At 70.1% G+C, this 20,898-nt stretch carries 20 protein-coding genes, 1 pseudogene and 1 riboswitch; of the genes and pseudogenes, 5 read left to right on the top strand and 16 right to left on the bottom strand.

Features of this window, described 5'->3' with window-relative positions; translation table 11 throughout:
• Nucleotides 1-129 precede the first annotated feature (129 nt).
• Entirely contained in the window at nt 130-570 is a 441-nt protein-coding gene (locus OOK40_RS34270; RefSeq protein ID WP_142215982.1) for an Lrp/AsnC family transcriptional regulator, read from the bottom strand.
• Between the two features lie 204 nt (nt 571-774).
• Between OOK40_RS34270 and OOK40_RS34265 the strand changes: the two genes are divergently transcribed.
• Complete coding sequence (locus OOK40_RS34265; protein ID WP_266489496.1) at nt 775-1,182, top strand: hypothetical protein; 408 nt, start codon at nt 775-777, stop codon at nt 1,180-1,182.
• 4 nt (nt 1,183-1,186) lie between these two features.
• Here the strand turns inward: OOK40_RS34265 and OOK40_RS34260 are convergent, their stop codons facing one another.
• Both OOK40_RS34260 and OOK40_RS34255 read right to left on the bottom strand, forming a co-directional pair.
• Nucleotides 1,187-2,260 (bottom strand): phosphotransferase family protein, encoded by a 1,074-nt coding sequence (locus tag OOK40_RS34260; RefSeq protein ID WP_266489495.1) that lies wholly within the window; start codon nt 2,258-2,260, stop codon nt 1,187-1,189.
• Nucleotides 2,261-2,294: 34 nt separating this feature from the next.
• Complete coding sequence (locus OOK40_RS34255; protein ID WP_266489493.1) at nt 2,295-3,419, bottom strand: hypothetical protein; 1,125 nt, start codon at nt 3,417-3,419, stop codon at nt 2,295-2,297.
• Between the two features lie 146 nt (nt 3,420-3,565).
• Between OOK40_RS34255 and OOK40_RS34250 the strand changes: the two genes are divergently transcribed.
• Nucleotides 3,566-3,901, top strand: a complete 336-nt coding sequence (locus OOK40_RS34250) for a hypothetical protein (protein WP_266489490.1) — start codon at nt 3,566-3,568, stop codon at nt 3,899-3,901.
• Here OOK40_RS34250 and OOK40_RS34245 read toward each other — a convergent pair.
• Nucleotides 3,898-5,070, bottom strand: a complete 1,173-nt coding sequence (locus OOK40_RS34245) for an acyl-CoA dehydrogenase family protein (protein ID WP_266489488.1) — start codon at nt 5,068-5,070, stop codon at nt 3,898-3,900. The genes OOK40_RS34250 and OOK40_RS34245 overlap by 4 nt on opposite strands.
• 341 nt (nt 5,071-5,411) lie before the next feature.
• Between OOK40_RS34245 and OOK40_RS34240 the strand changes: the two genes are divergently transcribed.
• Entirely contained in the window at nt 5,412-6,665 is a 1,254-nt protein-coding gene (locus OOK40_RS34240; protein WP_266489486.1) for a glycoside hydrolase family 18 protein, read from the top strand.
• Nucleotides 6,666-6,720: 55 nt separating this feature from the next.
• Here the strand turns inward: OOK40_RS34240 and OOK40_RS34235 are convergent, their stop codons facing one another.
• Together OOK40_RS34235 and OOK40_RS34230 are read right to left on the bottom strand one after the other, a co-directional pair.
• Nucleotides 6,721-7,401, bottom strand: a complete 681-nt coding sequence (locus OOK40_RS34235; RefSeq protein ID WP_266489484.1) for a TetR/AcrR family transcriptional regulator — start codon at nt 7,399-7,401, stop codon at nt 6,721-6,723.
• Between the two features lie 110 nt (nt 7,402-7,511).
• The gene (locus OOK40_RS34230; protein WP_266489481.1) at nt 7,512-8,882 is read right to left on the bottom strand and encodes a peptidase C39 family protein; all 1,371 of its coding nucleotides are present in this window, start codon (nt 8,880-8,882) and stop codon (nt 7,512-7,514) included.
• A gap of 183 nt (nt 8,883-9,065) precedes the next feature.
• On the opposite strand from OOK40_RS34230, the gene OOK40_RS34225 reads away from it, so the two are divergent.
• On the top strand, nt 9,066-9,695 hold the full coding sequence (locus OOK40_RS34225; RefSeq protein ID WP_266489475.1) for a uridine kinase: 630 nt from the start codon (nt 9,066-9,068) through the stop codon (nt 9,693-9,695).
• 355 nt (nt 9,696-10,050) lie between these two features.
• Nucleotides 10,051-11,946 carry an AAA family ATPase gene (locus OOK40_RS34220; protein ID WP_266489472.1) on the top strand — a complete coding sequence of 632 codons (1,896 nt, stop codon included), beginning with the start codon at nt 10,051-10,053 and terminating at the stop codon, nt 11,944-11,946.
• A gap of 133 nt (nt 11,947-12,079) precedes the next feature.
• Here the strand turns inward: OOK40_RS34220 and OOK40_RS34215 are convergent.
• The 10 genes and pseudogenes from OOK40_RS34215 to ribD all read right to left on the bottom strand — a co-directional run.
• Nucleotides 12,080-13,126 (bottom strand): annotated as a pseudogene (locus OOK40_RS34215) (hemolysin family protein); the annotation flags it as partial.
• Nucleotides 13,123-14,463: a hemolysin family protein gene (locus OOK40_RS34210; protein WP_266489469.1), complete on the bottom strand. Its 1,341-nt coding sequence runs from the start codon at nt 14,461-14,463 to the stop codon at nt 13,123-13,125. The pseudogene OOK40_RS34215 and the gene OOK40_RS34210, both read right to left, overlap by 4 nt.
• A 212-nt stretch (nt 14,464-14,675) precedes the next feature.
• Entirely contained in the window at nt 14,676-15,134 is a 459-nt protein-coding gene (locus tag OOK40_RS34205; RefSeq protein ID WP_266489559.1) for a PH domain-containing protein, read from the bottom strand.
• A 15-nt stretch (nt 15,135-15,149) separates the two neighbouring features.
• On the bottom strand, nt 15,150-15,998 hold the full coding sequence (hisG, locus tag OOK40_RS34200; protein ID WP_266489467.1) for an ATP phosphoribosyltransferase: 849 nt from the start codon (nt 15,996-15,998) through the stop codon (nt 15,150-15,152).
• 44 nt (nt 15,999-16,042) lie between these two features.
• Complete coding sequence (locus OOK40_RS34195) at nt 16,043-16,315, bottom strand: phosphoribosyl-ATP diphosphatase (RefSeq protein WP_142215995.1); 273 nt, start codon at nt 16,313-16,315, stop codon at nt 16,043-16,045.
• A 34-nt stretch (nt 16,316-16,349) separates the two neighbouring features.
• Nucleotides 16,350-16,835, bottom strand: a complete 486-nt coding sequence (gene ribH, locus OOK40_RS34190) for a 6,7-dimethyl-8-ribityllumazine synthase (RefSeq protein WP_266489463.1) — start codon at nt 16,833-16,835, stop codon at nt 16,350-16,352.
• Nucleotides 16,836-16,875: 40 nt separating this feature from the next.
• A complete protein-coding gene (locus OOK40_RS34185) occupies nt 16,876-18,165 on the bottom strand; it encodes a bifunctional 3,4-dihydroxy-2-butanone-4-phosphate synthase/GTP cyclohydrolase II (protein WP_266489461.1) in 1,290 nt (429 codons plus the stop codon).
• Complete coding sequence (locus OOK40_RS34180) at nt 18,162-18,815, bottom strand: nicotinamide mononucleotide transporter family protein (protein ID WP_266489459.1); 654 nt, start codon at nt 18,813-18,815, stop codon at nt 18,162-18,164. The genes OOK40_RS34185 and OOK40_RS34180 overlap by 4 nt, the downstream gene beginning before the upstream one ends.
• Nucleotides 18,812-19,438 (bottom strand): riboflavin synthase, encoded by a 627-nt coding sequence (locus OOK40_RS34175; RefSeq protein WP_266489456.1) that lies wholly within the window; start codon nt 19,436-19,438, stop codon nt 18,812-18,814. Before OOK40_RS34175 ends, OOK40_RS34180 begins: the two co-directional genes overlap by 4 nt.
• Nucleotides 19,439-19,440: 2 nt before the next feature.
• Nucleotides 19,441-20,535 (bottom strand): bifunctional diaminohydroxyphosphoribosylaminopyrimidine deaminase/5-amino-6-(5-phosphoribosylamino)uracil reductase RibD, encoded by a 1,095-nt coding sequence (ribD, locus tag OOK40_RS34170; protein ID WP_266489454.1) that lies wholly within the window; start codon nt 20,533-20,535, stop codon nt 19,441-19,443.
• Nucleotides 20,536-20,689: 154 nt separating this feature from the next.
• Nucleotides 20,690-20,820, bottom strand: a riboswitch (FMN riboswitch).
• Nucleotides 20,821-20,898: the final 78 nt, after the last annotated feature.

Genomic DNA, 20,898 nt, shown 5'->3' with positions numbered 1-20,898 from the left:
AGGGGGAGAGTCCATGCGGAGCATCGGCGACTGACGACAACGCGGCATGGGGGCACCTCCCGTGCCCGAAGGGCTACGAGGGAGTGCGTGCCAGACGCCGCCGGGCAGACGGGACTTTGAAGACACGACCTAGATACGCGGCGGGCGTGCCTCGTACGGGGTGGAGAGCACGACGGTCGTACGTGTGGAGACCCCGGACAGCGAGCGGATGCGGGTGAGCAGATGCTCCAGCTCCAGCGGGGTCGGGACGCGCACCTTGAGGATGTAGTTCTCGTCGCCCGCGACGCTGTGGCAGGCCTCGATCTCGGGCACGTCGGCGAGACGTTCCGCGATGTCGTCCGGCGCACTCGGGTCGAAGGGCTTGACCGAGATGAACGCGGTGAGCGGCAGCCCGACCGCCTCCGGGTCGACGACCGCGGCATAGCCGCGGATGACACCACGCTGCTCCAGGCGGCGGACGCGCTGATGAACCGCCGATGTGGACAGGCCAGTGGCCTTGCCCAGATCGGTGTAGCTCATCCGTCCGTCCTTGACGAGCAATTCCACGATCTGTCTGTCCAGCTCCTCCATGCGGATCAACCTATTGCCCCGGGCAGCTTCCGGCACAGTCGGCGGAGGCACCCGGAGGCACCTGCGGCGGGCATGTGACGAATGCCACAGGTTCGCGGGCCGCTCCCTCGTGACCGCACGGTTACCTCCCGGGCCGGTGGGGAATTGCTTGCTGTGGTCGAGGCCGCACGTGGCTGGTCGGCCCACCCGAGGGGGAGATTCACCATGCAGAGTGTCAAGAACAGCGGACGTACCGAACCGGAGCCCGTCGATTCGGCCGAACCGGCCGAGATCGACGAGCTCGACGCGTACGACACCTTTGAGATGTACCGGGTCATCTGCCCGGACTGCGCACAGCCGATCGCGCTGCTCGCGGACGAGGACGTCCTGCCGGAGCACGCGCTGTGCCCCACGCCCTGGAATCCCTTCGGGCTCACCGTGTGCGCCGGGACCGGCCGCTCCGCCTCGCAGGCGCGACCCGCGGACGAGAGCCTGGAGGTCCAGGAGCAGGACACCGCACTCCTGTTGACGCTCCCTCAGGGACTCGACTGGCGGACGCAGCCCTTCTCGCACGTCGGCGGTCCGGGCTCGCGTCCCCTGCGCGTGCCGCACATGCGGCGCGACGCGGCCTGACCTCCTACATCCAGTAGCTTCCCTGCACCATGGCGGCGAGAGTGCCGTGGTGCAGGATCAGGCTGTCCGGGTCTTCGGGGATCCGGGCCTCGCCGAAGTGGACCTGGCGGTAGGCGACGCGCAGCATGACGATCGCGTGCCGCAGCGCCGCGTACAGCGTGTAGAAGTCCATGTCGCGCGGTGTGTGGCCGGTGAGTTCGGCGTAGCGCCGCTCGATGGCGTCGCGGCGCAGGAAGTCCGGCAGGCCCGGCTGGCCGAAGCGCACGGTCAGGTCCTGGAAGAAGCGGTGGAGGTAGACCGTCCAGCCGAGGTCCACCTCGCGCGGGGCCTGTGCGGCCATCTCCCAGTCGAGTACGGCCGCGGGCTCGAAGCCGTCGTAGATGATGTTGCCGATGCGGGCGTCGCCCCAGTTCTGGACGGGCGCGCCCTCGTCGGCCGGCCAGTCGGCGTCGAGCCGGTCGAAGCCGGACTCGATGAGCGGTGAGCGCGGCAGCCCGTTCACCACCCAGGCGTAGTACGCCCGTTGGGCATCGACATGGCGGCTCAGCGCGCTGCCGTCGGCGGCTTCGACGGGGTGCTGGTCGTGCAGCCGGGCAAGCAGCGAAATCGTGGCGGCTTCGAGGTGGGCGCGCTCGGCGTCGCTCGCGGCGTGCAGCCAATTGCCCTCGTACGTATAGGGCATGACGTCGGGCGGCACCCGGCCCTCCACGCGCTCCATCACGAAGAAGGGCGCGCCCAGGGCTCCGGGGTCCTCCTCCAGCCACAGCACGCGCGGGACGGGGAGGTCGGTGTGCTCGGCAATGTCCCGCATGGTGCGGTACTGCAGCGCCATGTCGTACACGGGGAAGATCGTGTACGCGTCGGGGTCGGCGGCGAGCCGCAACGCGCAGGCCCTGACGGGCGGTTCGGGGTGCTCAATGTCGAAGAGGAGCGTCTCGCTGGACATGCCGTTGGACTCGGGGACCCGGATGCCGCCGACCTTCGCGCCGGGCAGCCGGGCGTCCAGCCAGGCGGTCAGACGACGGGCCAGCTCCTCGGGGTCGCGGGTGGTGGTGCGGGGGCGGGGTGCCGTTGCCATCTGCCGGTTCCTCTCGGAAGGTCCTCTCGGGAGGTCAGGGGGCGACCGATTCGTATCCGGTGAAGCCGCTCGGGTCGTGCCGGCCGAAGCTGCCGTGCTCGAAGATCCCGTGCCCGGTCCGGCCGTCCAGTGTGAAGCGGGCGGAGTGGTCGGTGACGCCGTAGGCGGCCATGGGGTGGGCCGCCGGATCGGCGAGGTCATAGACGTGCCGGTCGGTCCAGCCGCGGCCCTGCCAGGTGCCGTGCTGCCAGTCGGCGGCGGGCGGATAGCCCGCGCCGACGGCCAGCGGCGAGGAGGCGAGGATCTCGACGCCGAGTTCGAGGGGTTTGCGGGCGGGGTCGGTGAGATGCACGACGGCGCCGCGCGGATCGCGGGTGCCGGGCCGGTAGGTGATGTCGGTGTTGGGCCAGCCGAGCTGGACGTCGCGCTCCCCGTCACGTACGAGCACCGCCTCGTTCAGGCTGCGGTGGCCGTCGGCGTCCTCCTGGACGATCACCATGAGGAAGCGGTCATCGAAGCGGACGGGGATCCAGAGCCAGTGGAAGCCCTCCGGCCGCAGCTCTTCGGCGGCGCGGCCGCCTTCCTCGCCCGGTATGGACCGCACGCCCCAGCTGCGGTCGCGGGTGCCGGTCCACTCCCCCGCTGTCACCTGTATCTCTTCCCCGGCCACCCGGATCACACCGGTGCAGCTGCCCGCCTGGACGAAGCGGCGGCCTTCGAGCATCAGCCGGTCGCCGCGGCGCTGGATGTGGTGCGGCTCCCACACAGCGGGGAAGTCCGCGCTCCAGGTGAGGTCGTACGAGAGCGATCCCGGGTCGTCCGGGTCGGGGTCGCAGTTCAGGGTGAGGCGGCGCAGCGGCTCGTCGACGGTGATGCGCAAGGGGCCGACGGCGAGGTTCATCCGGTCGTCGGTCAGGGCGTCGGACGCGCGTACGGCATGCAGCCGGTCGCCGACGCGCAGGGTGGCGTAGGCGTCGATGACCCCGGTGTTGGGGTAGACCCCGAGACCGGCGATGAGCAGGGCGCGGCCCTGGTGGTCGAAGACCTGGAAGATGCACCGGTCGTAGGCGTTGCGGTCGCCGGTGACCAGGTGCTTCATCGACAGGGGAGCCTGGTGGACGGGGTATTCGTCGAGGGCGATCGGGCGGTCGTCGGACACGGCTGACCTCCTGGGCGGCAGGGAATTGACGGTACGTCAGAAACCCTGCCGAAGACCAGATGCGGGTGCCCACGGGGTGCCCCCGCGAACAGGGGGCCGATTTGCCGGGGTGGTAACCCGTCCCGGACCGGGGGCGTTGGCCAGGCATGACCCTGCTGTACTCGAAGCCCGCCCACGACCGGCGCCGACTGGCGACACCGGCACCCGAAGAATCGGTTCCGCACCCGGCCGATCCGCCGATCTACCGGGAGCTGCTCCAGCTCTGGGCGAGCAGAGGAAGAACCTTGCCGGGGCGCCGCGACCCTGAGTGGAGCAGGCTCGCGGCGCCGCCGGCTTTCGCGTCGGCGCGGGCGACTCGGGTGCGAGCCTCCGAGACCACCTACCGGACGGCAACGATCAGCCCGCCCTGGCCCACGGCGCCCACGAACCCGGGCGACAAGGGCCTGCCCAGCCGACCAGGCCGGACAGGCCCTGCGAATTAGCGCGTCTCGGGGCCGGCCAGGTGACGGGCGATGACCATGCGCTGGATCTGATTGGTGCCCTCGACGATCTGCAGCACCTTCGCCTCGCGCATATAGCGCTCGACCGGGAAGTCCAGCGTGTAGCCGTAGCCGCCGAGTACCTGGACCGCGTCGGTCGTGACGCTCATCGCCGTGTCGGTGCAGAACAGCTTCGCCATCGCCGCCTGCCGGGAGAACGGCCGTCCCGCGTCGCGCAGCCGCGCGGCGGCGAGATAGAGCGCGCGGCCCGCCTCGATCCGGGTCGCCATGTCGGCGAGCATGAAGCGCAGCCCCTGGAAGTCGGCGATCGGACGGCCGAACTGCTGCCGCCCGGTCGCGTACGAGACCGCCTCGTCCAGGGCCGCCTGGGCCACCCCGATGGCGCAGGCCGCGATGCCGAGCCGGCCGGAGTCGAGGGCGGAGAGCGCGATCGCGAAGCCCTGGCCCTCCTCGCCGATCCGACGGGAGTCGGGGACGCGTACGCCGTCGAAGTTCAGCTGGGCGGTGGGCGAGCCCTTCATGCCCATCTTCTTCTCGGGCGCGGCGGCGTTCAGGCCGGGGGTGTCCCCGGGGACGAGGTAGGCCGTGATGCCGCGGGCACCCTCGCCGCCGCTGCGGGCCATGACCGTGTAGAAGTCGGCGATGCCGCCGTGTGTGATCCAGGACTTGGTACCGGTGATCACCCAGCTGTCGCCGTCGCGCACCGCCTTGGTACGCAACGAGGCGGCGTCCGATCCCGCGGCGGGCTCGGACAGGCAGTACGCGCCGAGCAGGCCACCGCCGAGCATGGCGGGCAGATGCTCGCCCTGCTGCTCCTTGGTGCCGTAGCCGGCCAGCGCGTGACAGGACAGGGAGTGGACGCTGACGCCGAGGCCGACGGTGAGGCGGGCGGCGGCGAGCTCTTCGAGAACCTGCAGGTAGACCTCGTACGGCTGGTCTCCGCCGCCGTACTCGGAGTCGTACGGGAGGCCGAGCAGCCCGGACTCGGAAAGGAGCGAGAAGACCTCGCGCGGGAAGTGCCCGGCGTCCTCCTCCTCGGCCGCCCTGGGGGCGATCTCCCGCTGGACGATGTCGCGTACCAGGGTGATCAGATCCCTGGACTCCTCGGTGGGCAGCTGACGTTCCACCGGCTGCGGGGCGCGGTCGGGCATTGCGGCGCTCTCCTCCCTGTCGGGCGCTGCGGCGTCGCGCGCGAAGGGTGTGGGCGCGCCGCCGGTCTTCCTGCCAGGCCGATGCTGCCCTTCCGGATCACGGAAGTGGCTGACGGCGGCTGTTGGCGCGTCGAGTATGCCTGATCAGCTCAGTTCCGTCACGGGGCGGCATTCCCAGCTCCGCATCCCGGCCACCGCCGGCGAGATTGGTCCGAACCATTGACCAAATGGTCTAGTCCTTCTACCGTTTCCCCCCAGCGCATGACCGCGTTCATGCCAAAGAAGCCCGACGGCCGACCGCACATCCCCCACCCGATCTCCCTCCCCCACGAGGAGACCTGATGCCCGGATCACACCGTCCCCGCGCCCGCTTCCGGGCGCTCGTAGCCGCCGCCTGTACCGCAGCCCTCGGCGCGACCCTGTTCACCGGCGCCCACCTCGCCTCCGCCGGCGAATCGGCCCCCGCCGCCAAGGCAGCCGCCGCCCCGAAGGCCGGGAACAAGGTGATCGGTTACTTCACCGAATGGGGCGTCTACGACCGCAACTACCACGTCAAGAACATCCAGACGTCCGGGTCGGCGAACAAGCTGACCCATATCAACTACGCCTTCGGCAACGTCTCCGGCGGCAAGTGCACGGTCGGCGACTCCTTCGCCGACTACGAGAAGACCTACACCGCCGCGCAGAGCGTCGACGGCGTCGCCGACACCTGGGACCAGCCGCTGCGCGGCAGCTTCAACCAGCTGCGCAAGCTGAAGAAGCTGCACCCGAACCTCAAGATCCTCTGGTCCTTCGGCGGCTGGACCTGGTCTGGCGGCTTCGGCCAGGCCGCGGCCAACCCGGCCGCCTTCGCCCAGTCCTGCTACAACCTGGTCGAGGACCCCCGCTGGAAGGATGTCTTCGACGGCATCGACATCGACTGGGAGTACCCCAACGCCTGTGGTCTGAGCTGCGACACCAGCGGCCGGGAGTCCTTCAAGAACCTGATGTCCGCGCTGCGTTCGAAGTTCGGCAGCTCCAACCTGGTGACGGCGGCGATCACGGCGGACGCCTCGTCCGGCGGCAAGATCGAGAAGGCGAACTACGCGGGCGCCGCCCAGTACGTCGACTGGTACAACCCGATGACGTACGACTTCTTCGGCGCCTGGGCGGCACAGGGCCCCACGGCCCCGCACTCCCCGCTCACCTCCTACACCGGCATTCCGCAGCAGGGCTTCAACACCGATGCGGCGATCAAGAAGCTCAAGAGCCTCGGTATCCCCTCCTCGAAGCTGCTGCTCGGGATCGGCTTCTACGGACGCGGCTGGACCGGTGTGACCCAGAAGGCACCCGGTGGCACGGCGACCGGGCCCGCGCCGGGCAAGTACGAGCAGGGAATCGACGACTACAAGGTGCTGAAGTCCAGGTGCCCGGCCAACGGAACCGTCGCCGGGACCGCGTACGCGCACTGCGGCAATCAGTGGTGGAGCTACGACACCCCCTCCACCATCGCCGGGAAGATGACCTACAAGAACCAGCAGAACCTGGGCGGCACCTTCTTCTGGGAGCTCAGCGGTGACACCTCGAACGGAGAGCTGATCAAGGCCATCAACTGACGCGCGGGTGAGACGAGTCGAGGGCGGGCCGCCCGCACGGCGGCCCGCCCTCGCCTCACGCCTCTACCGGTGTGGGGACGGAACCGGTGCCGGTGAGCGCGGCGGGCCAGGGCTCCCTGGGCGGTTCCGGGCACTCCGGCTCGAACTCGGCGATCGTATGGAGCGTGCCGCGCAGACTCCGCATCAGCAGCGCGCACACGGTCTCCCGCGGGAGCTCCCGGCGGCCCAGCCAGTCCAGGGTGATGCCCTCCACGCTGCTGAGCCAGCCCAGCAGTGCGAGGCGGGCGAGCACGGGGATGTCGCGCCTGCCGTACGCGCCCTCGGCGATGGTCGCGATCAGCTCCTCGCGCACCGCGTCACGTATCGACTGCACCTGGGTGTCGAAGCCGACTCCGCCGGTGACGATGGTGCGGAACGCCGCCTGGTGATGGTGCGCGTAGCGCAGATAGCCGTCGACCGTGCGGTACACGCGCTCGGCGCGCGGCAACTCGGTCTCGCCCGCAGCGCGCGAGACGAGGTCGGCCACCGAGTCCTCGATGATGGCCAGGTAGTAGCCGCGTTTGCTCTTGAAGTAGTAGTAGATCAGGCCCTTGGCGACCCCGGCGTGTTTGGCGATGTCATCCATCGACAGCGCGTCATAGGAAGTGTCGGCGAACAACTTCCGCCCGGTTGCGATGAGTTCACCGCGGCGCACCTGCGATCGTTCGGTCGCGCCGCGCTGTTGACTATTATTCAAATTGAGCCCTAGTCTCCAACTGCCACAGGATCTCCGCAGTATGGCAGACCTGTGCACGCGCTCCCCTTACGCGCCGGGGCGCGGGAGTCCCCCAGCATCCGCTCGTCCTGTCAGCGGATGCCGAAGCCCGCCAGAGCCAGACGCTGCGCGGCCGTCGGGCGCGCGGGCCAGTACAGGTAGCAGACGCCGCCTGTACCCGAGACCACCTTGCCGCTCGCGTTGTAGCGCTTGGTACGGAGCCAGATCTTCTCCCACTCGGCGCGCTTGTAGACGCGGCGCACGGCGGCGTTGCTGGGCGAGGCGGGGTCGTTGGCGATCACATCGCCCCCGGCGGTGAAGCCGATCACGGTCATCAGATGGCCGGATGTGCCGTAGCCCGCGCCGGTCAGCTCCTCCTTCAGGAAGGACTGGGACGTTATGGCCGGGATCCCGACCCGGATCAGTGTCTCCAGGTCGGTGAGCGAGGACAGCCGGGTGACGACGGCGCTCATGTCCGGGTAGCTCGCCGCGTAGGCAGCGTTGAAGGGCCAGTTCCCGCAGCCGCTGTACTGGTAGTCGAAGGTGAAGCGGGCCGCGTGGCAGACCTGGGGGTCGGCGAAGGCGGGATTCACCCAGGCCAGGTCGGCGGCGCCGGGCCTGCGCCCCCAGTACTCGATGATCATCTGCGAGGAGGTGGGGCTGCACCAGGCCTCACCGCCGTTGTCGTACTCCGGGTACTGGCCGATGTGCGTGTTCTGCGAGTAGCGCGGCACCCCCAGCTCGCGCGTGAGCCCCGGCGCCGACGCCGGCACCGTGAAGCGGTCCGGGATGTCCGAGGCCATCGCGCCGAGCCGCCAGACTGTGGGCGTGAGGCTCGTTCCCGGCTTGCGGTAGAGCGTGAGGCGCAGCTGGTACGAGTTCAGTCGCAGACCGCTCGCCGCATCGTCGATCGAGAAGGTGTCGGTCCAGATGGTGGCCTTGCCGTCCGTCTGGTCGTCCAGCGAGGTACGCCTGATGTCAGCGTCACCCGCCGCCCAGCGGCCCATCACGAACCAGGGCGTCGCGGTGCCGTCGGAGTAGCGGCCACGCAACTCGACCTGGAGCCAGGTCCCGGCCGGGGTATGTGCGTTCCAGGAGGCGATGACCTCGGTCGCGGGCACCGGGGAGACGTGGACGGGCGAGGTCCAGGTGGCGTACTCCCAGGTGGCGCTCTTCCCGGTGTGCGGGTCGATGTAGACGCGGCGGCCCGCGGCGGCGCCGATGACCAGGCCGGGGCGGGGGCCCGCGACGGCTTGAGTTCCATTGGCGGCGCCACTGCGCCAGTCGGTGTACGAGGTCCAGAAGTGGTTGTCCACCGGCGGCAGCGGCTTGCCGAGTCCCGTCGGCTTCGAGGCGGGGGCGGCAGGCGCGGCGGCGGCGACGGCGACGGACGATAAGGGTGCGCCCGCCGCCGCGGCGATCGCGGCGCTCAGCACGGTTCTGCGCGAAGCATGTCTGGACATGGGACCCCCAAGTCAGGTGCGCGACAGTGAGGCAACTATCGCGGGTCACGGTGGCCTTCTGCCAGCGCCCGGGGCCGAGTCGGCTCCACTCGATATGGGTGGAGCCGACTCGGCCTCGCCCTTCCCCGGATCTGATCCATCTGGCCGAGCCGGGGCGGGTCGCGCGCCTCGTAGGCTGGCCGGATGAGCGACCTCGATCGGCGGGCCCGTGCGCTGCGCGCGCTGCCGCCCTCCTGCGGACCGGTGCGGCTGATCGCGGTCGACGGCCACGCGGGCTCGGGGAAGAGCACCTTCGCCGCCCGGCTCGCCGCGGCCGTCAGCGGCAACATCGATGGCGACGGCGTGCCGGTGCTGCATCTCGACGATCTGGCCAGCCATGAAGAGCTCTTCAGCTGGACGCACCGGATGCTGGCCGAGGTGATCGAACCACTCTCGAACGGCAGAACCGCACACTTTCGCCCGTACGACTGGAATCTGCGCCGCTTCGGGTCCCCACGTCCGCTGGCAGCGGCTCCCGTCGTGCTGATCGAGGGGGTCGGTGCCGGGAGACGGGTGTTGCGCCCGTATCTGGCGGGGCTGCTGTGGATGGAGAGGGATGCCGAAGAGTCCTGGCGGCGGGGCCGTCAACGCGACGGAAGCGAACTCTCCGCCTTCTGGGACGACTGGACGGTGGCGGAGACACGCCATTTCGCGGCGGACCCGTCTCGTCCGTTCGCGGATGCCCTGATACGGGAGTGCCACGAGGGATACGAGTGGCTGCCGGGACCTGCAGCGACAGCACGACCGAACCGGTTCATTACACAGGGTGACTGACATTCCCCCGCATACTGAGCAGTCGGAAATGAGACTGGAAGAGGGCTCCAACCCTTCTTGACCGACGGGGCGTACAGGTCTTACGTTCTCAATGTGCGGCTTTCCGGAGCCGCCGCAGACGCGAAGCCCCCGGTTGTTCCCCCGTGATCGGGGGCTTCGTTCTGCCCTCTCCCCACTTCACCGGCATGGCGACCCGAGTCCGCTTACCCAGGGTCACGGCCACCGGTTCCCTTGTGCGCCCTTAGTGGCGACCCCTTTGCGCAGGTACGATGCACGTCGGTGGGGTCAATTCCCGTCCACGGCAAGGCGGTTCAGTGCGTCGGCTCAGCACACGTGCACGTTTGTGGGGGACCTGATGGACATCGGCACGCAGGGCGCACCGGCCCCCGCCGACCTCGCCTGGGTGCGCGGCGTGGACGCCTACACGATGGGCGCCTATCCGCAGGCGGAGGAGGAGTTCCGTACCGCCGTGAGGCTCGATCCCGCGATGGCCGACGGCTGGCTCGGACTGCACGCGCTGCGCGTCGACACGACCACCGCGCTGCTGCGCATGTACCGCGCACGCGAACGCTTCGGCGAGCAGCGCGCCCGCCACCGCCGCACCCTCAACTCCTGGTACTGGCTGGGCTGGTGGGTCCAGCCGGTCCTCGAGAGCCCGCGCGATCTCCTACTCGCCCACGCCTCCCACTGGCTCGACGGCCGGCATGTGCCGGAGCTGGACCGGGCGCTCGCCGGGCTGCCTCCGGTGGACGCCGACCCGCAGGTGCGTTTTCTGCACGCCTGCCGGGCCTATCTGGTCAAGGACTGGGAGCAGCTCGTACGCCACACCGAGCCGCTGGTCAGCGATCCGCTGCTGGGCATCGAGGCCGGCCTCTTCGGCGGTATGGCCCGCGTGCGCCTGGAGATGTACGGGCAGGCGGAGCCGCTGCTCTCCTCCGCCCTGATGCGCTGTCGCAGCGAGCAGCCACAGCGCAAGGAACTGCGGTACTGGCTGGCGCGGGCGCACGAGGGCACCGGCCGCAGTGCCGCCGCCCTGCCGCTGTACCGGGCGGTGCACCGGATCGACCCGGCCTTCATGGACACCTCGGCGCGCCTCGCCGCGATCGCGGAGTACGACGGCATCGACGGATACGACGACTCGGCGGGGCTCGCGGCCGTGTCCATCGCCGGGGTCGGGCAGGATGTCGCCGACGCGCAGGCCGACGGGGACGGACCGCTGGCGGCGGAGGCGCGGAGCGGCCCCGATCCGCAGACCCAGCTCCCGGGGTCGGTGCCGAGCGTCCCGCCCGAGGGGGTGCGGCGCAAGGCGGTGGTTCCCGTACAACCGTCGCCGCCGACGTTCCCGGCGGGCCCCACCGATCCGGTACTGCTCGCCGAGGCGCTCGCCGAGCTGGAGCGGATGGTGGGCCTCGAGCCGGTCAAGCGGCAGGTCAAGGCCTTGTCGGCACAGCTGAAGATGGCCCGGCTGCGGGCCGGCCAGGGCCTTCCGGTCCAGCCTCCGAAGCGTCATTTCGTCTTCTCGGGCCCCTCCGGCACCGGCAAGACCACCGTCGCGCGTATCCTCGGCCGGGTCTTCTACGCCCTCGGGCTGCTCGGCGGCGATCATCTGGTGGAGGCCCAGCGCTCCGATCTGGTGGGCGAGTTCCTGGGCCAGACAGCGGTGAAGGCCAATGAGCTGATCGACTCGGCGCTCGGCGGCGTGCTGTTCGTGGACGAGGCGTACAGCCTCTCCAACTCCGGCTACTCCAAGGGCGACGCATACGGCGACGAGGCCCTTCAGGTCCTCCTCAAGCGCGCCGAGGACAACCGCGACCATCTGGTGGTCATCCTGGCCGGCTACCCCGAGGGAATGGACCGCCTCCTCGCCGCCAACCCCGGTCTTTCCTCCCGCTTCACCACCCGCGTCGACTTCCCCTCGTACCGCCCTCTCGAACTGACGGCGATCGGTGAGGTGCTGGCCGCCGAGAACGGCGATCTGTGGGACGACGAGGCCCGCGACGAACTGCGCTCCATCAGCGGGCATGTGGTCGACCAGGGCTGGATCGACGAGCTCGGCAACGGCCGCTTTCTGCGCACCCTGTACGAGAAGAGCTGTGCCTACCGCGATCTTCGGCTGTCCGGATATCCGGGCACGCCGACCCGCGAGGACCTCTCGACGCTGCGGCTGCCCGATCTGATGCAGGCGTACGGCGAGGTCCTGTCGGGCCGCGGTCCGGTGGACCGCGGCCCGCAGGATCCTCCACCTGCGTGAGCGGGTCCCCAGGGAGTGTCTTCAGCGGCGTCAGCGTCGCCCGCCCGAGGGAAGCGGGCAGGCCGGGCACGAACACGACCTGCACGACCTTGCGACCTGACCAGGGCGCCGTCCAGGGACGGCTACGAGAAAGCTTCCTGGGCACCGTGACCCGGTGGGACGGGTCACGGACCTCGCCGACCAGCATCTCCAGGACGTCCTCCAGCGCGACCAGACCCAGCACCCGCCCGGACGCGTCGGCGACCTGGGCGAGGTGGGTGGCCGCGCGGCGCATCACGGTGAGGGCGTCGTCCAGGGGGAGCTCGGCCCGCAGGGTCGCCATGGGGCGCCAGATCTGCTGGGGCACGGCCCGCTCGCCGTCCTCCAGGTCGAGTACGTCCTTGACGTGGAGGTAGCCCATGAAGGGTCCGGCGCCCTCGGCGCAGACGGGGAAGCGGGAGTAGCCGGTGCGTACCGTCAGCTCCTCGATCTGGCGGGGGGTCACCGACGGCGGGACCGTCACCAGGATGGAGCGGTCGATGAGCACATCCGTCACCGGTCGGCTGCCCAGCTCCAGCGCGTCCTCAAGACGTTCCTGCTCGGCGGGCTCGAGCAGCCCCGCCTGGCCCGAGTCCTCGACCAGCCGGTTGAGCTGCTCGCTGGTGAAGACCGCCTCCACCTCGTCCTTGGGCTCGACCCGGAAGGCCCGCAGCACCAGCCGGGCACAGGCGCCGAGGCCCACCGTGACCGGGCGGCAGAGCCGGGCGAAGCCGACCAGGCCCGGGCCGAGCCAGATCGCGGTCTTCTCGGGCGCGGCCATCGCGAGGTTCTTCGGGACCATCTCGCCGATGACGAGATGCAGGAAGACGACCACGGCCAGGGCGATGACATAGCCCAGCGGATGGATCAGCCCCTCGGGCACATGGGCCGCGTGGAAGACCGGTTCCAGCAGATGGGCCACGGTCGGCTCGGCCACCGCGCCGAGGGTCAGCGAGCAGATGGTGATGCCGAACTGTGCGGCCGCCATCATCTGCGGCAGGTTCTCCAGTCCGTGCAGCACCTGCCGGGCCCGCGACGAGCCCTCGGCGGCACGCGGCTCGATCTGGCTGCGGCGTACGGAGACGAGGGCGAACTCGGCTCCGACGAAGAACCCGTTCGCCAGCACCAGCAGCAGCGCGAACAGCAGTTGCAGGAGGCTCATCGCGCGGCCTCCGTCAGGGCCGGAACGTCGGTGGTGCGCACCAGACGTACCCGCTCGGCGCGATAGCGGTCCACCTGGCGCACGGAGAGCCGCCAGCCGGGCAGTTCTGCCCGGTCGCCGGGGGCGGGGATGCGCCCCAGCAGATCGGCGACGAGGCCGGCCACGGTCTCGTACGGACCGTCAGGCACATCGAGGCCTATCCGGCGCAGGGTGAGGACGCGGCAGCTGCCGTCGGCCTCCCAGGCGGGATGGCCGTCCTCGGCCGCCACCGGAGCGAGTTCGGGCCGGGCGTCGGCCTCGGCGTCGTGCTCGTCGCGGACCTCGCCGACAAGCTCCTCGATGATGTCCTCAAGGGTGACCACCCCGGCGGTGCCGCCGTACTCGTCGACCACCACGGCTATGGGCTGCTCGCTGCGCAGCCGCTCCAGGAGCTGCTGCACGGGCAGCGTCTCGGGCACCAGCAGCGGAGCGAGCGCCACCCGGTCCACCCGGGTGCGCAGCCGCTCGTCGACGGGCACCGCGAGGGCGTCCTTGAGATGCACCATGCCGACGATCTCGTCGATGCGCTCCCGGTAGACGGGAAAGCGCGAAAGGCCGGTCGCCCGGGTGAGGTTGAGGACGTCCTCCGCGGTGGCGTCGGACTGCAGGGCGCTCATCTTCACCCGCGGGGTCATCACATGCTGGGCGGTGAGATGCCCCAGGGACAGGGTCCGTACGAACAGATCGGCCGTGTCCTGCTCCAGCGCGCCCGCCCGCGCCGAGTGGCGCGCGAGCGAGACCAGCTCGCCGGGGGTGCGGGCGGACGCCAGCTCGTCGGCCGGTTCGACGCCCAGCAGCCGTACGAGACGGTTGGCGACGGTGTTGAGCAGGGTGATGACGGGGCGGAAGGCGGTCGAGAAGAGATGCTGCGGTCCGGCGACGAAGCGCGCGACCTGCAGCGGCCGGGAGACAGCCCAGTTCTTGGGGACGAGCTCTCCGATCACCATCTGGACGGCGGAGGCGAGCAGCATCCCGATCACCACCGCGATGCCGGGGACGGCCCCTTCGGGCAGCCCGGTCGCGGTCAGCGGCCACTGGAGCAGCCGGGCCGTCGCGGGTTCGGCGAGCATGCCGACGACGAGCGAGGTGATGGTGATGCCGAGCTGGGTGCCGGAGAGCTGGAAGGACAGCTCACTCAGCGCCGTGACGACGCGGCGGGCACGGCGGTCGCCGTCGGCGGCCGCGCGTTCGGCGTCGGGCCGCTCCACCGTGACGAGGCCGAATTCGGCCGCCACGAAGAAGCCGTTGGCGAGGATCAGGAGGAATGCCGCGGCAAGCAGCAACAGGGCGATGATCATGCCGCCGCCTCCAGGGAGGGGGCGGCGCAGGTACTACCGGACGATCCGTCCATTGCTGGAGGGAGTCACTCCTCGGGTCGCAGGTGTCCCGCGGGCCGGGGCCGGCCGGGTGGTGCGGGAGGGGGCGCACTCGGCGCCACCGTCATCAGAGTAATCACGACAGGCGCGGACGCGGCAGGGGCATCGCCGCACGGCTCGCCGTGGTCCTCGTCTCAGTCCTTGTCCGGGCGGGTGCCGCGGCTCTCCGCGAGGGCCCGCAGCGCGCGGGCGTCACGGATGGCGTGTGCCCTGGCGATGCCGGGCTGGATGCCGAGCACCGGCAGGCTGGTGCCGTCGCTGAGGTCGAGGAAGACCCACGGGTCACCGGGCCGCAGATTCACCCGCACAATCTCGGCCCACTCGAGACGGCGCGTACGGGTGAGGTTGACGACGGTGACGCCGCTCTCGTCGGCGACGACCTTGGGCCTGCTCAGCAGGGCCAGTACGCCGAAGAAGAGCAGCGCGGTGAAGATGAAGCTGCTCCGCTCCCCCGCGCTGAGCTTTTCGAGCAGCAGGGCGACCGCGGTGATCACGGCGAACATCAACGCGCCCACGGTCAGCAGGACGACCCGGGTGCGGGTCGGCCTGAACGTGACCGGAAGCGCGGGGACTTGGGGCGCGTCGGCGGACATGGTCTCCGGCATTTCTCAGAGCCTGCAGGCGTGGATGGCCGTGGTGAGGATCGCCCGCGCGCCGAGCTCGTACAGATCGTCCATGATCCGCTGCGCCTCCTTGGCGGGGACCATGGCACGGACCGCGACCCAGCCTTCGTTGTGCAGCGGCGAGATGGTCGGGGACTCGAGGCCCGGGGTGAGGGCGACGGCCTGCTCCAAGTGCTCGGCGCGGCAGTCGTAGTCCATCATCACGTAGCTGCGGGCGACCAGGACGCCCTGGAGACGGCGCAGGAACTGCTGCACCTTGGGGTCGTCCGCCTCCGCGCCCGTGCGGCGGATGACGACCGCCTCGGACGTCATGATCGGCTGGCCGATGACCTCCAGCCCCGCGTTGCGCAGGCTGGTGCCGGTCTCCACGACGTCCGCGATGATCTGCGCGACGCCGAGCTGGATCGCCGTCTCGACAGCCCCGTCGAGGTGGACGACGGAGGCGTCGATGCCCTCATCGGCCAGGTGCTTGGCGACGATGCCCTCGTAGGAGGTGGCGATGGTCATCCCGCCGAAGTCGCCGACGTCCTTGGCCGTGCCGGGCTTGGTGGCGTAGCGGAAGGTGGAGCGGGCGAAGCCGAGCTGGAGGATCTCCTCGGAGTTGGCCCCGGAGTCCAGCAGCAGATCGCGGCCGGTGATGCCGATGTCGAGCTTGCCGGAGCTGACGTAGATAGCGATGTCGCGCGGGCGCAGATAGAAGAACTCGACGTCGTTCTCGGGGTCGACGAGAACGAGCTCCTTGGACTCCTTGCGCTGCTGGTAGCCGGCCTCATGGAGCATCGCCGACGCAGGTCCGGACAGTGAACCCTTGTTGGGGACGGCGATGCGCAGCATGAGACGGGCTTCCTTTGTTCGTGCGTATGTGACGGGGGCGGTGCTCAGAGGTGGGCGTAGACGTCGTCGAGGGAGATCCCGCGGGCGACCATCATCACCTGGACGTGGTACAGCAGCTGGGAGATCTCCTCGGCGGCGGCTTCCTTGCCCTCGTACTCGGCGGCCATCCACACCTCGGCGGCCTCCTCGACGACCTTCTTGCCGATGGCATGCACACCCTTGTCCACCAGCTCGGCGGTGCGTGAGGTGGCAGGGTCGCCGTTCTTCGCCTTGAGCTGCAGCTCGGCGAAGAGCTCTTCGAAGGTTTTGTTCGCCATGATGGTCACCACCCTACGACGAAGGGCCTTCTCCTCAGCGCCAGGGTTCAGATACTGAACGCAGGATGGCCGCGGTGGAGAGTGCGGCGGTGACCGCCTCGTGGCCCTTGTCCTCGTTCGATCCCTCAAGACCGGCTCGGTCCAGCGCCTGCTCCTCGGTGTCGCACGTCAGCACACCGAAGCCGACGGGGACGCCGGTGTCGATGGAGACCTGGGTGAGGCCCTGGGTGACGCCCTGGCACACGTACTCGAAGTGCGGGGTGCCGCCGCGGATGACGACACCGAGCGCGACGATCGCGTCGTAGCCGCGGCCGGCCAGCACCTTGGCGACCACCGGGAGCTCGAAGCTGCCGGGGACACGCAGCAGCGTCGGCTCGTCGATACCCACCTCGTGCAGGGCGCGCAGCGCGCCGTCGACGAGGCCGTCCATGACCTTCTCGTGCCACTGGGCCGCGATCACCGCCACCCGGAGGTCGCCGCAGTTGCGTACGGACAGTTCGGGTGCACCCTTGCCGCTCATTTTTCTCCCTTGACGCTTTCTGTCGTGCTTCTCGCGCTGGTTACTGGTTGCCGCAGGCGGACGCGGTGGAGGCGTCGAGCCAGGGCAGGTCGTGTCCCATCCGGTCCCGCTTGGTGCGCAGATACCGGAGGTTGTGCTCGCCCGCCTGGACGGGCATCGGCTCGCGGCCGTGGACCGTGAGTCCGTGCCGGACGAGCGCGGTGATCTTGTCGGGGTTGTTGGTCATCAGCCGGAGGCTGCGTACGCCGAGGTCCTCGAGGATCTGGGCGCCCGCCGCGTAGTCGCGGGCGTCGGCGGGCAGGCCGAGTTCGAGATTGGCGTCGAGGGTGTCGCGGCCGCGTTCCTGGAGTTCGTACGCGCGCAGCTTGGACAGCAGGCCGATGCCGCGGCCCTCGTGACCGCGCAGATAGACGACGACACCGCGGCCGGTCTTGGTGATGTGCTCCATGGAGGCCTGGAGCTGGGGGCCGCAGTCGCAGCGCAGCGAGTGGAAGATGTCGCCGGTCAGGCACTCGGAGTGGACGCGGACGAGGACGTCCTCGCCGTCGCCGATCTCGCCGTGTACGAGGGCGACATGCTCTATGCCGTCGACGGTGGAGCGGTAGCCGTATGCGGTGAACTGCCCGAAGGACGTGGGCAGATTGACCTCGGCCTCCCGCTTGACGGTCGGCTCGGAGGAGCGGCGGTAGGCGATCAGGTCCTCGATGGAGATGATCGTCAGGCCGTGCTTGCGGGCGAACGGAATCAGCTCGGGCAGCCGCAGCATGACCCCGTCCTCGCCCGCGATCTCCACGATCGCACCGGCCGGGCGCAGGCCCGCGAGCCGGGCGAGGTCGACGGCGGCCTCGGTGTGGCCGTTGCGCGCCAGGACCCCGCCGGGCTTGGCGCGCAGCGGGAAGACATGCCCGGGGCGTACGAAGTCGGAGGCCTCGGCCTTGCCGCCGGCCAGCAGCTGGAGGGTGGTGGCGCGGTCGGCGGCGGAGATACCGGTGGTGACGCCGAAGGCCGGGCCCGCGTCGACGGAGACGGTGAAGGCCGTCCGCATCGACTCGGTGTTGTGCTCGACCATCTGCGGCAGGTCGAGCCGCTCCAGCTCCTCGCCCTCCATGGGGGCGCAGATCAGGCCGCGGCACTCGCTCATCATGAAGGCGACGATCTCGGGTGTGGCCTTCTCGGCGGCGATGACGAGGTCGCCCTCGTTCTCGCGGTCCTCGTCGTCGACGACCACGACGGGCCGTCCCGCCGCGATGTCTCGGATGGCGTGCTCGACCGGGTCGAGGGCGAAGTCCTCGACGTTGTCGGTGGAGTACCAGGTGGGCTGAGCAGTCATGCTGCCGCTCCTTCCAGGGAGGGCTTGGCGCTCGTACGGGAGCGCAGCCACCAGTCGCGCATGCCCCACAGGACGAGCGCGCCGTAAATGACGTAGACGAATCCGGAGAAGGCGAAGCCGTTGGCGAAGTTGAGCGGCACGCCGACGAGGTCGACGAGCAGCCAGGCGAACCAGAACTCGACCATGCCGCGGGCCTGGGCGTACATGGCGACCAGCGTGCCGACGAAGATGTACGCGTCGGGCCAGGCGTCCCAGGACAGCGACGGGTAGAGGGTGAACAGGCCGCCGACGGCGAGCGTGCCGACGGCCGCGGCGGCGGCGAGGACTCCTCGCTCGTGCCAGGTGGCGAAGCGGACGGCGATCGAGCCGTCCTGCGCCTGTTGCCGGCCGCGGGTCCACTGCGACCAGCCCCAGGCCGCGACGACCATGACCACGACCTGCTTGCCGGCACTGCCGGTGAAATGCGCGGAAGCGAACGCGACGAGGAGGATGAGACCGGAGGCGAACTGCGTGGGCCAGGTCCAGATCGAGCGCCGCCAGCCGAGCGCGAGGGCGGTCAGGCCGACCAGGTTGCCGATCATGTCGGCCCACTTGATGTGCTGGCCGAAGGCCGTGAAGGCCTCGCTGTTCAGCCAGTCGACGGCACTCACTTCGCGCTCTCCTCGGCGTCCGCGGCGTCCGCCGACCGCGCGCCGAGCAGCCGCTCGACGTACTTGGCGATGACGTCGACCTCGAGGTTGACCGGGTCGCCGGGCTGCTTGATGCCGAGCGTGGTCAGCGCGAGGGTGGTGGGGATGAGGCTGATGGTGAAGTAGTCGGGTCCGGCGTCGACGACCGTGAGGCTGACGCCGTCGACGGTGATGGAGCCCTTCTCGACGACATAGCGGGTGAGGTCGGCGGGAAGGGAGATCTTCACGATCTCCCAGTTCTCGGAGGGCTTCCGCTCGACGATGCTGCCTGTGCCGTCGACATGGCCCTGGACGATGTGCCCTCCGAGCCTGCCACCGACGGCCATGGGCCGCTCCAGATTGACCCTGGAGCCTGCCTGGAGCGCGCCGAGGCTGGAGCGGTTGAGCGTCTCGGCCATCACATCGGCGGTGAACTCGCCGTCGCCGAAGTCGACGACGGTGAGGCAGACGCCGTTGACGGCGATGGAGTCGCCGTGCTTGGCACCTTCGGTGACGACGGGGCCGCGCAGTCGGAAGCGGGAGGAGTCGCCGAGGTTCTCGACGGCGGTGACCTCACCCAGTTCTTCAACGATTCCGGTGAACACGCTCAGCGCTCCTTCGGGGCGGTTTGGGGTACGGCAGTGATGCGCAGATCGGGGCCGATGCGTACGGTCTCGGTCAGCTCGAGCCGCAACGCTTCGGTGATCGTGGAGATTCCTGCGTCGGCGAGGGCGGCGGGGCCCGCGCCGAGGAGTACGGGGGCGAGATAGCCGACGACCTTGTCGACGGCGCCCGCGGCGACGAAGGCTCCGGCGAGCGTCGGGCCTCCTTCGAGGAGTACGGAGCGGATGCCGCGCTGGTGGAGGGCTTCCAGCAGAGCCGCCACGGACAGGCCGCGCCCGGCGCGAGGCAGCCTCACGACCTCTACGGCGTCGGCCAGTTGGGGCTCGGCGTCCTCGGCGACCGCGATCAGCGTGGGCGCGGCGTCGTCGAGGACACGGGCGCCGGGCCGGACCGCTTTGGCCTCGGTGTCGAGAACCACCCGCAGGGGCTGGACGGCGCCTTCGATGCCGCGCACCGCGAGATGCGGGTCGTCGGCGCGGGCGGTCCCGGACCCGACGACCACGGCGTCGGCCTCGGCGCGCAGCCGGTGGACGTCGGAGCGCGACTCGGGCGAGGTGATCCAGCGGCTGCTGCGGTCCTTGGCCGCGATGCGGCCGTCGAGTGTGGCCGCGTACTTCCACAGGACGAAGGGGCGGCCGAGTCGTACGGAGGTGAGCCAGGCGATGTTGCCCGCTTCGGCCTCGTCGGCGAGCAGGCCGGACTCGACCCGGACTCCGGCGGCGCGCAGGGTGTCGCCTCCGCCGGTGGCCTGCGGGTTGGGATCGCCGACCGCGTAGACGACCCGGCTGATCCCGGCCTCGATGAGCGCCTGGGCGCAGGGGCCGGTGCGGCCGGTGTGATTGCAGGGTTCGAGGGTGACGTACGCGGTACCGCCGCGGGCCCGATCGCCCGCGTCCCGCAGGGCGTTGACCTCGGCGTGCGGGCCGCCGACGCGCTGGTGGTGACCCGCACCCGCGGGCTCTCCGGAGGAGTCGAGAATGACGCACCCGACGACCGGGTTGGGGCTGGTGGAGCCGAGTCCGCGGGCGGCGAGCGTGATGGCTCGGCGCATGGCGTCCACGTCGGCTGCGGTGGCCACCGGGTCCTCCTGCCTCTTCGGGCACGGACTCCGGGGCCTGTCGATGACGACAGAGAGCGGAACAACATTTCACGGCAGTCGCCGAGGCCGAGCACACCGACCGCCGCAGAGCGGCGATCAGCCACTACGGCCGGCGTACCGGAAAGGTCGCCCGCCGCGCACTGCCTCCCATCCGGACTTTCACCGTCGGTCCAGGAATTTCACCTGGTCAACCGGCCGCTGGATGCGGACGGGTCGCGGACTATAACCGCCGGTTCGGAATTACACCGACCCCGGAGTGCGCTGCTGCTGATACAGGGCCAGTGTGCCATGCCGGGCATGGGCTGTACGAGTGACCAACTGTGGACTGGCTCACAAGGTCCC

Origin of the sequence: Streptomyces sp. NBC_01481, assembly GCF_026339995.1 — a bacterium.
GTDB lineage: Bacteria > Actinomycetota > Actinomycetes > Streptomycetales > Streptomycetaceae > Streptomyces.
This window is presented reverse-complemented; position numbering and strand designations above follow the sequence as displayed.

Bases quoted from the DNA above. Each gene is read 5' to 3' on its own strand.
- OOK40_RS34270 (WP_142215982.1), bottom strand. From the start codon at position 570: ATGGAGGAGCTGGACAGACAGATCGTGGAATTGCTCGTCAAGGACGGA.
- OOK40_RS34265 (WP_266489496.1), top strand. From the start codon at position 775: ATGCAGAGTGTCAAGAACAGCGGACGTACCGAACCGGAGCCCGTCGAT.
- OOK40_RS34260 (WP_266489495.1), bottom strand. From the start codon at position 2,260: ATGGCAACGGCACCCCGCCCCCGCACCACCACCCGCGACCCCGAGGAG.
- OOK40_RS34250 (WP_266489490.1), top strand. From the start codon at position 3,566: ATGACCCTGCTGTACTCGAAGCCCGCCCACGACCGGCGCCGACTGGCG.
- OOK40_RS34245 (WP_266489488.1), bottom strand. From the start codon at position 5,070: ATGCCCGACCGCGCCCCGCAGCCGGTGGAACGTCAGCTGCCCACCGAG.
- OOK40_RS34240 (WP_266489486.1), top strand. From the start codon at position 5,412: ATGCCCGGATCACACCGTCCCCGCGCCCGCTTCCGGGCGCTCGTAGCC.
- OOK40_RS34230 (WP_266489481.1), bottom strand. From the start codon at position 8,882: ATGTCCAGACATGCTTCGCGCAGAACCGTGCTGAGCGCCGCGATCGCC.
- OOK40_RS34225 (WP_266489475.1), top strand. From the start codon at position 9,066: ATGAGCGACCTCGATCGGCGGGCCCGTGCGCTGCGCGCGCTGCCGCCC.
- OOK40_RS34220 (WP_266489472.1), top strand. From the start codon at position 10,051: ATGGACATCGGCACGCAGGGCGCACCGGCCCCCGCCGACCTCGCCTGG.
- OOK40_RS34210 (WP_266489469.1), bottom strand. From the start codon at position 14,463: ATGATCATCGCCCTGTTGCTGCTTGCCGCGGCATTCCTCCTGATCCTC.
- OOK40_RS34205 (WP_266489559.1), bottom strand. From the start codon at position 15,134: ATGTCCGCCGACGCGCCCCAAGTCCCCGCGCTTCCGGTCACGTTCAGG.
- hisG (WP_266489467.1), bottom strand. From the start codon at position 15,998: ATGCTGCGCATCGCCGTCCCCAACAAGGGTTCACTGTCCGGACCTGCG.
- OOK40_RS34195 (WP_142215995.1), bottom strand. From the start codon at position 16,315: ATGGCGAACAAAACCTTCGAAGAGCTCTTCGCCGAGCTGCAGCTCAAG.
- ribH (WP_266489463.1), bottom strand. From the start codon at position 16,835: ATGAGCGGCAAGGGTGCACCCGAACTGTCCGTACGCAACTGCGGCGAC.
- OOK40_RS34185 (WP_266489461.1), bottom strand. From the start codon at position 18,165: ATGACTGCTCAGCCCACCTGGTACTCCACCGACAACGTCGAGGACTTC.